A 12,147-nucleotide genomic window follows, 5' to 3' on the forward strand; every position below is an offset into this window, starting at 1 on the left:
AAACACGTTCGAGGATAGTATGAGCAAACGCGCAACATTCAACTGGCAAGACCCGTTTTTGATGGATTCAATGTTATCTGATGAAGAACGCATGATTCGCGATAGTGCCCATGCCTATTGCCAAGAGAATCTGCAGCCTCGTGTATTGATGGCGAATAGAGAAGAACATTTTCATCGTGAAATAATGAGTGAGATGGGCGAGCTTGGCCTGCTTGGTGCCACCATTCCCGAGGAATACGGCGGGGCGGGAGTGAATAATGTGTGTTATGGCTTAATAGCCCGGGAAGTTGAACGGGTTGATAGCGGTTACCGCAGTGCAATGAGTGTGCAAAGTTCGTTGGTAATGTATCCAATTTATGAATTCGGTACGGAAGCATTACGGAAGAAATATTTGCCCAAGCTGGCCAGTGGCGAGTGGGTAGGCTGCTTCGGTTTAACTGAGCCGGATGCTGGCTCTGATCCGGCGAGTATGAAAACACGGGCAGTAAAAGCAGAAGGTGGCTTTCGCTTAACCGGCAGTAAGATGTGGATCACCAATAGCCCGATTGCTGATGTGTTTGTGGTGTGGGCTAAGTTAGATGGCGTGATTCGCGGTTTCGTACTGGAAAAAGGTATGCAAGGGTTAAGTGCACCGAAAATCGAGGGCAAGTTTAGTTTACGTGCTTCGATTACTGGGGAAATTGTAATGGATAACGTGTTTGTGCCAGAAGCCAACATGTTTCCCGATGTTACCGGCCTAAAAGGGCCTTTTAGCTGCCTAAATAAGGCACGTTATGGCATTGCTTGGGGTGCCATGGGTGCCGCAGAATTCTGCTGGCACGCTGCGTTGCAATACACGCTAGATCGCACCCAATTCGGCCGGCCACTGGCCGCAACTCAGCTGATTCAGAAGAAGCTAGCGGATATGCAAACTGAAATTAGCCTTGCTTTACTAGGTGCTTTGCAAGCCGGCCGTATGGCAGATGCAGGAACTTTGGCGCCGGAAACGATTAGCTTAATTAAGCGCAATAGTTGCGGCAAAGCCCTAGATATTGCGCGCGTTGCGCGAGATATGCATGGCGGCAACGGTATTGCAGATGAATATCATGTGATTCGCCATGTAATGAACCTAGAAGCCGTAAACACCTATGAAGGTACGCATGATGTGCATGCGTTAATTCTTGGCCGCGCCCAAACGGGCATTGCTGCATTCGGAAATTAAGTGCTTATGAGCCAGGTGCAACCTTTGCAGGAGCGCCTGTTAACGGCGTTATTCGATACTGAGCTACCGGCAGTAGCAACGCCAGATTTGCCCGCATTAGGCATTCAACCTGAACAGTTGTTTGATTGGGTAGATAGTCAGCTTACCAGCCGGGTGCTTGATTTACACAGCCGAGAGCTGCAAGCTGCCGGGGAAAGTTTCTATACCATTGGCTCGGCAGGGCATGAAGGCAATGCTGCAATCGCCGCAGCATTTAAACACAATGATATGGCATTCTTGCATTACCGCTCGGGTGCCTTTTTTGTGCAGCGGCAAAAGCAAGTGGCGAACAGTAATCCTATTTACGATATGTTGCTAAGCTTTGCTGCATCCAAAGATGACCCTATTTCTGGTGGCCGCCACAAGGTGCTTGGCAGTAAAACACACTTCGTTCCGCCACAAACCAGTACCATTGGTTCCCACGTACCCAAAGCAGTTGGCATGGCGCATAGCATTGGCTTAGCGAAACGCTTGCAGCATCAAGGAACAGTACCCAACGATTCGGTAGTGCTCTGCAGCTTTGGCGATGCCTCGGCTAACCATAGCACCACTCAGGGTGCCATCAATGCGGCGGGTTGGGCAGCCTACCAAACGATACCGTTACCGGTGGTATTGGTGTGTGAAGATAACGGCATTGGCATTAGTACTGCCACGCCGCACGGCTGGATAGAGGCTGGTTTTAAATATCGGCCGGGCATGCATTATGTGGCCTGTGATGGCCGCAATCTGTTGGATGTGTATCGTGCCGCAAAAGAAGCGGAACGCTTGGCGCGGAAGCTTAAGCAGCCGGTGTTTTTGCATATGAAGTGCGTGCGCTTGTATGGGCATGCGGGTTCCGATGCCGAAACCACCTACCTTGCCAAGCAGCAGATTGAAAATAACGAATTAAACGATCCGTTGCGTACAAGCTTAGCCTTACTTGCTGCCTATGGTATTGCTGATCGAGAGCACATGTACGAGCATGTGCAGAATTTGTTTGCGCGGGTACGCGCAGAAGGTAAACAAGCGATACGTAAGCCGAAGCTAGAGAATGCTGCGCAAGTAATGGCTAGCATTGCCCCGCAACATCCTGAGCGCCCAATGCCAGAACCGAAAACAGGCAGCGCGCGAGAACAGTTATTCGCCCACGAAAAACATAACCTTGGTAAGCCCCACACCCTGAATAAACTCTTAAATTGGGCGTTGCTGGATATTTTTAGCCAATATCCGCATGCCATCATGATGGGTGAAGATGTGGGTAAAAAGGGGGGCGTGTATGGCGTTACTAACCGTTTAGTGCAGCAATTCGGGCCGAACCGCATTATGAATACATTGCTCGACGAGCAAAGCATTTTGGGTATGGCGATTGGTGCTGCGCACAATGGCTTTTTGCCCATTCCGGAGATTCAATTTCTTGCTTACGTGCACAATGCAGAAGACCAAATTCGTGGCGAAGCCGCCACATTACAATTTTTTAGTAATGCCCAGTTCAACAATGGCATGGTAATCCGCATTGCCGGCCTTGCTTATCAGCGTGGCTTTGGTGGCCACTTCCATAATGATAATAGTTTTGCAGTGTTTCGGGATTTACCGGGCGTAGTGTTGGTATGCCCATCTAATGGCGCAAGTGCTGCACGTTTGTTGCGCGAGGCAGTACGCCTGGCCGATGAACAAAAACGTGTGGTAATATTTTTAGAGCCTATCGCGTTATATAACCAGAAAGATCTGCATACTCCGGGTGATGGTTTGTGGAGTTTCCAATACCCCGAACCACATGAACGGATAGGGTTTGCTGAGGTAAGTGTTGTTGAGTTAGATGCCCATGAGTTGAGCGTTAACCAGCAGGTTACCGGGAAAACCCGCGCCGCTGATGATAATCATAGCGCCGATGCAAATGGCAATACGCTGCAAACGGATGTGTGTATTGTGAGCTACGGTAATGGTTATTATTTGAGTTGCCAAGCGCAAAAGGAGCTGGCTAAAACGGGCTTACAAACGCGAGTGATTGATTTGAACTGGCTGCATCCATTGCCAATGGAAAGCTTATTACTAGCGATTGATGATTGCGCCAATGTACTTTTGGTAGATGAGTGTAGGGAAACTGGCTCGGTATCGGAAGAGCTGTATACCCGCTTACATGAACTGGGGTACCAAGGCAGGGTTAGCCGTGTATGCGCCAATGATTCCTTTATTCCGTTGGCGAAGGCGGCGTACCATGTGCTACCAAGCAAAGACACCGTAGTGCGCGCCGCTCGCGCTTTGCTATGGGATAAAGCACAGGAGCCTAAAGCATATGAACCTAAAACATAAGAGCCTACGCTAGAGGCAGGATACAATCCACCGGGCAAACCGGAATACACTGGGGTTCATCATAGAACCCCTCACACTCGGTGCATGAATCCGCGTTAATTTGGTAATATACCTTGCCCATGGTAATGGCGTCATTGGGGCATTCGGGCACACACATATCGCAATTAATACACTCATCAGTAATATATAACGACATTTAACTCACCTCGTTAATGGCAATTTCAGCGGTTGGCTCTATGTCTGCAGCAGTGATGTACAGCTGGCGCAATAGCATTGCGTGCGGCAGTGGCATATTGGCATCGGCTAGTGGCATCCATACCGTATAACCGGAGCCTGGTGCTACCAACATTGGCGTACCATGCGCATCTTCAAGCTGTTCTAACACAGCATGGTGATTACCGGCGGTGTTCATGAATATCAAGGAATCGCCAATAGCAAAGCGATTCTTCACCGTTACTTCTGCAAACAGAACGTTGTTGCGCTGTTCACTATTACCGGTAAATTCACCTACAAACTGTTGCTCACCTTCGCTATGGCTAGTGGTGTAGTTTTGTAGTTCAGATTGCGCAATATGGCGGCGTAAAAAGCCTTCAGTAAAACCACGGTTAGCCATGCCATCAAGTTCGCTAAGTAAATCGGCATTAAATGGTTTGCCTGCTACGGCGTCATCTATCGCTTGGCGATATACCTGTGCGGTTCTGGCCACGTAGTAAGGCGATTTAGTGCGCCCTTCAATTTTTAACGAATGCACGCCCATCGCGGTAAGGGCAGCAACATGCTGCACTGCGCGCAAATCTTTAGAATTCATAATATAAGTGCCATGCATGTCTTCAAACATGGGCATGTATTCGCCTGGGCGCTGGGGCTCCTCTAGTACTACAGCATCTTGTAGTACTTTCGGCAGCGGGTTAATTTGGCCTACTGCATCTTCTATTGCTGGCGTTACCTTGTATTGCCAGCGGCATGAATTAGTGCAGGCACCTTGATTCGGATCGCGCTTATTAAAGTACCCAGAGAGCAAACAACGGCCTGAATAGGCCATGCACAGGGCGCCATGCACAAATATTTCAATTTCCATGCTGGGCACTTGCGCACGAATTTCCGCAATTTCTTGAAGCCCGAGTTCGCGGGATAGAATTACTCGTTCAATCCCTTGCTGCTGCCAGAACTTAACGGCTGCCCAGTTTACCGTATTGGCTTGCACCGAGAGGTGCAGCGGCATGTGTGGAAAATGTTCGCGGAGCAAATACACCACACCGGGATCAGACACAATCAAGGCATCTGGCCCGAGCGCGATTACCGGCTCGATGTTTGCTACAAAGTTTTGTAGCTTGGCGTTGTGTGGCGCAATGTTGCACACCACATACAGTTTTTTGCCAAGCGCATGCGCTTCTGTAATCCCGATTTTCAGGGTATCAAGATCGAATTCATTGTTGCGCACCCGCAAGCTGAAACGGGGTTGGCCAGCGTATACCGCATCGGCGCCATAAGCGAAAGCGAGCCGCATAGCCTTCAGGCTGCCAGCTGGCGAGAGCAATTCTGGAATATGTTTCATGAATAACCTAAGTAAAACGAGGCAAATTTGCGATGGCAGCATTATAAATGGCGGGTGATTTAGCGAATTGATCTGGCGCAATGTGTGTTTGAATTTCCCGTTAGCTACCTCATTAGGGGTACAGAGCCACCCCTTAACAAAAATAATGCTGGCAAAGTGAGCAGAGCGATTCTATCGCTCTGCTTTTTTCGTTATGATGAGCATCCTATTCAGTTCTCACCGCCCTTACTTTGAACTTGAGTAAATTAGAACTTACTAATATAATGAGTGGCATTACATGAACACCATTTCAATTGAGCAGATGCAAGTGAATGCAGGCGCAGCAGAACAGCTTCTTAAATCCTTGGCGAATAGCCATCGTTTAATGGTGCTTTGCTATTTGGTGAATGGTGAAATGTCGGTTGGTGAGCTCGAGAAGAAAGTTGCGTTATCGCAATCATCGCTATCGCAACATTTAGCGAAGTTGCGGGAGCAGAAAATTGTTGGCTTTCGTAAAGAAGGCACCACAGTGTTGTACAGGATTGAAGACGAAAAAGCGCTGCGAATTTTAGAATCGTTGCACGGAATCTACTGCGAGTAGATTTTTTTACAGCTAATATATTAGCATTACCTAATTTATTCTTTATTGATATTTGTTCGCTAAACTCGAGAAAGCTGAATTAGGTGGAAATGTGGCTATGCCAATGGGTACGTTAAGCAATTGCTGTATCAACAGTATGAAGATGCAGCCAAAAGGAGATAAGCATGAATATTGATCGTTTTGTTTTCGCGTTTGCAGGTATTGTTGTACTAGTATCTGTAGTACTTGCTTGGCAAGTAAGCCAAGGTTGGTTGATTTTAACTGCGTTTGTAGGCTTAAACATGCTGCAGGCAGCTTTCACAGGCTTTTGCCCGTTGGCAAAGATCTTGAAAGCAGCGGGTTTTAAGCCAGGCCAAGCATTTAAGTAAGGAGTAAGTAATGGGTGCAGCAACGAAAAACGATCGGCAGTTGGCTGAGCAGGGAAAGCTCATTAGCTGGTTTTTAAACAGTGCGTTTCCGCCGATTTTAATTGGCTTTGCGCTGCTGCTCGGTGTTGTTGCACTTATTCTAACGCCTCGTGAAGAAGACCCGCAAATCGTAGTACCAATGGCCGATGTAATGGTAACCGCCCCCGGGTTATCTGCGCGGCAAGTAGCTACGCAAGTTACTGAACCACTCGAACGCTTAGTTTCGCAGATTGATGGCGTAGAGTACGTTTACTCGCAATCTAATCGTGATCATGCCACCGTAACTGTGCGGTTTTATGTGGGTGAGGATCGCGAAACTTCGTTAGTAAAGCTCTACAACAAGCTCTATTCCAGCCAAGATCAAATCCCTGCAGTGGTAAATACTTGGGCTGTAAAGCCGATTGAAATTGACGATGTCGCGATTGTGGTGGCGGCGTTGTATAGCACGGATGCAGAGCAAGCGGATGCGTTTGCTTTGCGCCGTGTAGCCGAGCAAGCTACGCAAAAACTGAAATCGATTAAAAACACCAGTCGTGTTGAGGTTACCGGCGGCCAAGCACGTACCATTCAAATAGAACTTGATAGTGTAGGGCTCGCTGCGCATAGCACAACATTGAGCGATATTGCTCGAGCGGTGCAGGTGAGCAACAGCCAAGTTACCGCTGGCATGTTGCATCAACAAAATCGCGTAGTGCAAATTGAAAGTGGTGAGTTTTTCCGCAGTGCTAGCGAGCTTGCCAACACTGTTGTAAATGTGGTGAACGGCAAGCCAGTGTACTTACGTGATGTTGCCAATGTGATAGATGGCCCCGAACAGGCAAGTAGCTACACCTTTTTCTACCCTGGCCCAGAGTTTCAAGGATTGGGCGCCGATTCCGGAGCCGATAAGTTTCCGGCAGTATTCATTTCGGTAGGCAAGCAACGCGGCTCGAACGCGGTTTGGGTGGCTGATAATGTGCTCGATACGCTCGCCGAACTGGAAGCAGAATGGTTACCCGAAGGTGTGGGCATTTCCGTAATCCGCAACTATGGTGAAACTGCCAACGACAAAGTATCTGAACTTGTGAGTAGCTTGGCGGTTGCGGTGCTAGTAGTGGTGGTTTTTGTTGGTTTATTTTTAAGTTGGCGAGCGGCGCTGGTAGTAGCGATTGCTATTCCGATCGCGTATGGCGCTACGTTAGGAATGGATTTGCTATTCGGTTACACCATTAACCGAGTAACGCTTTTTGCCCTAATTTTGGCACTTGGCTTAATTGTAGATGATCCAATTGCTGCGATTGATAACATTGAGCGGCACATGCGCGAGAGTGGTAAGGTTACCAAGCGCACGGTAATCGGGGCAATGGTGGAAATTCGTAGCGCGCTGCTGATGTCTACCCTAGCGATTATTATTGTATTCACACCCATGTTCTTTATTACCGGCATGATGGGGCCATACATGGCGCCCATGGCATTCAATGTGCCGGTAAGTGTAATTTTTTCAACCATTACCGCATTTTTAATCACGCCGTGGTTAGCCTACAAAATCATGGGCAAAGCCAAGCAAACGGGTGCTTATGATCCGAGCACATCGATATTATACAAAGGCTATCGGAAAATTCTTGAGCCGCTACTCGATTCGAAAAAACGCGCCAAAGTATTTTTGTGGAGCGTAGCTGGCCTGTTTATTATCGCGGCAGCGCTACCGGCAATGCGCTTAGTACCGTTAAAGTTACTGCCGCATGATAATAAAAATGAGTTTCAGTTGATTGTGGATATGCGTGAAGGCGATTCGGTTGAAGCTACGGCGATGGCGCTTGAGCGGATGGCTGAATATCTGCAGCGTGTACCGGAAGTGGCATCAGTTTCTACTTTTGCTGGTATTGCTTCGCCAATGGATTTCAATGGTATGGTGCGGCATTACTTTCATCGCAATCAACCATGGCAAGGCGAAGCCCGAATCGTATTGGCTGATAAACATCGACGAACGATGCAATCGAATGAAATGGTAAATCGGTTGCGTGATCCGCTGGAAGAAATCGCAGCAGCGGTTGGTGCTCGCTTGAAGATTGTGCAAATGCCACCAGGACCACCGGTGCTGGCCACTGTGGTTGCAGAAATCTATGGTGATACGCAAACCCCTTATGAAGATTTAGAAAGCGCTGCACAGGTGCTTGCGGAGCGCATGCGCAAAGAAGATTTTGTTAGTGAAGTGGATACTTCGGTGCCCTATGAATATAAGGTATGGCGCTTTGTTGTGGATCGGGAGAAAGCTGCGCTATCGGGTATTAGTGCGCAAGATATTCATCAGAGTATTTATGCAGCAACCGCTGGGCTAACCATCGATCAATTGCAGCAGCCAACGGAAATTAACCCGCTCCCTATTGAAATTAGGTTGCCGGTGGGTAGTAGGGATAACCCAGCCCATTTGTTATCGCTATATGTGCGTGGCGAACAGGGAATTGCGCAACAAAGCCAAGGCAATGGGCTAGTGGCAGCTCCTGCACCGTTAGTGCAATTAGCCGAGCTAGGCCAATTTGTAGAAATGCCAGCCGAACGGCCTATTTTGCATAAGAATCTGCGTCCAGTTGCCTACGTATATGCTGAACCAGTGGGCCGTGTACCTGCGGATGTGGTTGCCGATGTGATGGTAGACCAAAATAGTGATCGCAATGAGAAAGTACCGCGCTGGCAGCGCCATTACTTCAATAATGGTTCGGGCTTGGGTTGGAGCGTGCCCGATGATATTCAAGTGGTATGGAGCGGCGAAGGTGAGTGGAAAATAACCCTCGATGTGTTCCGAGATTTGGGCATTGCCTACGGCGTAGCACTGCTCGGTGTATACATTGTAATGGTGTTGCAAACCGGGTTGAAAGGGGTGTCTGGCATCATGATGCTATCCATTCCGCTTACCGTAATCGGGATTATGCCGGGCTTCTGGTTCTTGAATATGTTTAAGGCCGATATTATGGGTTACCCCAACCCTGCATTATTCACTGCCACGGCGATGATCGGCATGATTGCCTTAGCCGGCATCGTAGTGCGAAACGCATTAATACTGATTGAGTTTATTCAGCAACGCTTGCGTACCCCATGCACGTTGAAAGAAGCATTATTTGATGCGGGAGCCGCGCGTACACGGCCGATATTGTTAACAGCGGGAACCACAATGTTAGCGAATATTGTAATTACCCTTGATCCAATCTTTAACGGCTTGGCATGGGCAGTAATATTCGGTATCACCGCCTCTACTTTATTTACCTTACTGGTAATTCCAGTGGTGTATTACCTCATGTATAAAGATGCGGAAGGTTATGGTTTGCCGCAGCAACAGGAGAATGAATAATGAATCGTAAGCGTATAGTTGTTTTTGTTGCTGCGTTATTGGGATTGGCATTGGTGTTTGCCTGGCTTGCCGGAATTTTTGTGGGCAAGCTGCCAACTGAAACGCGTACCCCGGCAGCAAGCGCTGAGCCGAATACATTTGCTGTGAGCACCACCGTAGTATCGCAAACCCGCAATTTTAGTGGCAGTTTGCAGGCCCGCCAGCAATCGTCGATTTCTGCTCGGATTACTGCACGGGTAGCCGAGGTTTTGGTAGATGCAGGCGATGTAGTACAAGCGGGTGATATTTTATTGCGCTTAGAAAGCGATGATCTCAGTTCGCGAGTGCGGCAACAAGAGCAAGGCCTAGCAGCAGCTCAGGCGCGAGTAAACGAAGCCCGCTCGAACTTCCAACGTATTGCTACCGTGGTAAGCCAAGGTGTTTTGCCTGAAGCACGATTAGATGAGGCGCGCGCTGCGCGTGACAGTGCAGAAGCAGATTTGATTCGCGCACGAGAAGCGCTATCTGAGGCTCGTACTAGCGAAAGTTTTAGCGTGATTATGGCACCTTTTCATGGTGTGGTAAGCCGCCGGGCAGTGTTTACCGGTGATACCGCTACGCCGGGCATGTTGTTAGTGAGCATGTATGATCCAGAAAGCTTGCGTTTAGAAGCCCCTGTTAGTGAATCGGTGCTCGCTTTCATTAGTTTGGGCGATGCCTTACCGATTGAGCTTGATGTATTTGCGAGCAAAACTAATGCCACGGTTGTGGAAATTGAACCTGCTGCCGATACAGCGTCACGTAGCTTCAACGTGCGTTTGCAGCCGGAGAGCACCGCAGGAATGTATCCAGGCATGTACGGCAAGGTGGCTGTGCCAGTAGGGCAGCGAGAAGCGTTGCTCGTACCTGCACTGGCGATTACCCGGTTGGGCCAGCTTAATTACGTACATGTGTGGCGTGATGGCCAACAAGAGCGCCGCTTAGTGCGCTTAGGTGAGGCATTTACCCACAATGGTGCAGAAATGGTGGAAGTGGTTGCCGGCCTTAATTTCGGCGAAGAGCTTGTATTGTTAAATCAGTAGTTAGGGAGCAGGGAGTTTGTGCGCTAAAATTGCCAAATAATGGTAATTAGAGGAGTTAATGGTGTTGTTATCCTTTACTGATTTAGTGTGTCCCCTTGATGGTGAGCGATTGTGCCTTTCTGAGTACGGAAGTTCTTGGGAGTGTAACAAAGGGCATAGCTTCGATGTTGCTAAGCAAGGCTATGTGAACTTGCTGTCAGTGCAACATAAGCGCAGTAAAGACCCGGGTGATAGTAAAGCCATGGTGGAAGCTCGCCGTCAGTTTCTCAATAGTGGCTACTATCAACCAATAGCCGCGGCTATAAGTGAGGCTGTGTTCGCTGAGGCCGCAGGCATTAGTGGCTCTGAAGAGTGCTTTACTGTGTTAGATGCAGGATGCGGCGAAGGGTACTACTTACGTGAATTACTGCAACACCCCGATGCAAATAATAGCACACTTAGTGTGGTAGGTATCGATGTCTCTAAGTGGGCGATACAGGCCGCAGCTAAGCAATCACTAGTAGACGTTTATGTTTATCCAGCGAGTGAGAATAATTCGCTGGCGGGGCTAACGGCTAAAGCTAAGGCGAGATCTAGCGGGCACTGGATTGTAGGAACTAATGCGCAAATGCCAATAGCAGACGCCTCGATTGATTGTGTACTGTGTATTTTTGGCTTTCCTGTATTCAGCGAGTTTTATCGTGTGCTGAGGCCCGGTGGTGTGTTAGTAATGCTTGATCCAACAAGCCAACATTTATTGGAACTGCGTGAACTGATATATCCAAAGCTCAACTCAGAACGAAAGCGTGTGTTAAGAACTGGTGAACACACTGGGCAAGGTACTGATGTAAATACTAAAGTGAGTTGTGGAGTAAATGCAGGAAGCTTTGCGAATGAATGCACCAGGCTTGTTGAATACTCATTGGAGCTATCCAGCAATACAGCTGTGCGAAATCTTTTGAGTATGACTCCGCACCTGTTCCGAGCTCCAGCAGAAGGTAAAGCTCGTGTTGCAAATTTACAGGGATTATCGGTGCGAGCGGCGGTTACAGTTACTATTCTCAGAAAAGGCGAGTAGAGAGCAATCGCGGGTCGTTACATTTCTTATCCGGGGTTGATGCATATCAACATCTCATTTATACATAGCGCTTACACTATGCTTCGTAATGAGGAGCATAGTTATGGCAAATTTCAATACAAAACCCTTGGTTTATTCGTGCGCAGGCTGCACGCATGGTGCACAAATAGCGAACGATATTGCCGCACTGCTTTATCATGAGGGCGTTGCGGACGTGTCCTGTATCTCTGGAGTTAGTGGCTGTGTGCATGAATTTCTTTCGGTTGCGCACTCGGGCCGAGAAATCTTAGCGCTTGATGGCTGCCCTCAGCACTGCGTTCATAAAATCCTGCAGCAGCAATCTATACAACCAACCTGGCATGTTGATATAACAGATGTGTTAGAAGAAAAAATTGATACTGCAAATACCCCAAATAAAGAATACTCGTTAGCAGATACCTATCACGCATTAGAATATGTTTATGCAAAGCTTGGCTTAGGTAAAGTGATGACCAGTTTACCCAAATTATAATTCAGTTTTGTGCTGTTACACTACTTTCGAGTAACGTTGCTGCCCTTCATGTAAGTAAGCATCAAATGTACTGCAAATACTGCGTACCCATAAGCGGCCAATAGCCGTAACCTGTAACGCAT

At 48.2% G+C, this 12,147-nt stretch carries 10 protein-coding genes; 8 read left to right on the forward strand and 2 right to left on the reverse strand.

Annotated features, from left to right (window positions below):
• Window positions 1–19 precede the first annotated feature (19 nt).
• Window positions 20–1,201 carry an acyl-CoA dehydrogenase gene (locus ACNA7P_RS02615; protein WP_416257050.1) on the forward strand — a complete coding sequence of 394 codons (1,182 nt, stop codon included), beginning with the start codon at window positions 20–22 and terminating at the stop codon, window positions 1,199–1,201.
• A gap of 6 nt (window positions 1,202–1,207) precedes the next feature.
• Window positions 1,208–3,529, forward strand: coding sequence for a dehydrogenase E1 component subunit alpha/beta (locus ACNA7P_RS02620; RefSeq protein WP_416257051.1), 2,322 nt, complete (start codon window positions 1,208–1,210; stop codon window positions 3,527–3,529).
• A gap of 4 nt (window positions 3,530–3,533) precedes the next feature.
• Here ACNA7P_RS02620 and ACNA7P_RS02625 read toward each other — a convergent pair whose 3' ends face one another.
• Window positions 3,534–3,725 carry a YfhL family 4Fe-4S dicluster ferredoxin gene (locus ACNA7P_RS02625; protein ID WP_416257052.1) on the reverse strand — a complete coding sequence of 64 codons (192 nt, stop codon included), beginning with the start codon at window positions 3,723–3,725 and terminating at the stop codon, window positions 3,534–3,536.
• Entirely contained in the window at window positions 3,726–5,084 is a 1,359-nt protein-coding gene (gene yegQ / locus ACNA7P_RS02630; RefSeq protein WP_416257053.1) for a tRNA 5-hydroxyuridine modification protein YegQ, read from the reverse strand.
• A gap of 277 nt (window positions 5,085–5,361) precedes the next feature.
• Between yegQ and ACNA7P_RS02635 the strand changes: the two genes are divergently transcribed.
• The 6 genes from ACNA7P_RS02635 to ACNA7P_RS02660 all read left to right on the forward strand — a co-directional run bounded on the left by ACNA7P_RS02635 (window position 5,362) and on the right by ACNA7P_RS02660 (window position 12,025).
• Window positions 5,362–5,664, forward strand: a complete 303-nt coding sequence (locus ACNA7P_RS02635; RefSeq protein WP_416257054.1) for an ArsR/SmtB family transcription factor — start codon at window positions 5,362–5,364, stop codon at window positions 5,662–5,664.
• 164 nt (window positions 5,665–5,828) lie between these two features.
• Window positions 5,829–6,032 carry a DUF2892 domain-containing protein gene (locus ACNA7P_RS02640; RefSeq protein WP_416257055.1) on the forward strand — a complete coding sequence of 68 codons (204 nt, stop codon included), beginning with the start codon at window positions 5,829–5,831 and terminating at the stop codon, window positions 6,030–6,032.
• Window positions 6,033–6,042: 10 nt separating this feature from the next.
• Window positions 6,043–9,396 carry an efflux RND transporter permease subunit gene (locus ACNA7P_RS02645; protein WP_416257057.1) on the forward strand — a complete coding sequence of 1,118 codons (3,354 nt, stop codon included), beginning with the start codon at window positions 6,043–6,045 and terminating at the stop codon, window positions 9,394–9,396.
• Window positions 9,396–10,457, forward strand: a complete 1,062-nt coding sequence (locus ACNA7P_RS02650) for an efflux RND transporter periplasmic adaptor subunit (RefSeq protein WP_416257058.1) — start codon at window positions 9,396–9,398, stop codon at window positions 10,455–10,457. Before ACNA7P_RS02645 ends, ACNA7P_RS02650 begins: the two co-directional genes overlap by 1 nt.
• A 58-nt stretch (window positions 10,458–10,515) precedes the next feature.
• Entirely contained in the window at window positions 10,516–11,514 is a 999-nt protein-coding gene (locus ACNA7P_RS02655) for a putative RNA methyltransferase (RefSeq protein ID WP_416257059.1), read from the forward strand.
• A 103-nt stretch (window positions 11,515–11,617) separates the two neighbouring features.
• Window positions 11,618–12,025, forward strand: coding sequence for a putative zinc-binding protein (locus ACNA7P_RS02660; protein WP_416257060.1), 408 nt, complete (start codon window positions 11,618–11,620; stop codon window positions 12,023–12,025).
• Window positions 12,026–12,147 lie beyond the last annotated feature (122 nt).

Origin of the sequence: Aliidiomarina sp., assembly GCF_047920995.1 — a bacterium.
Lineage (GTDB): Bacteria > Pseudomonadota > Gammaproteobacteria > Enterobacterales > Alteromonadaceae > Aliidiomarina.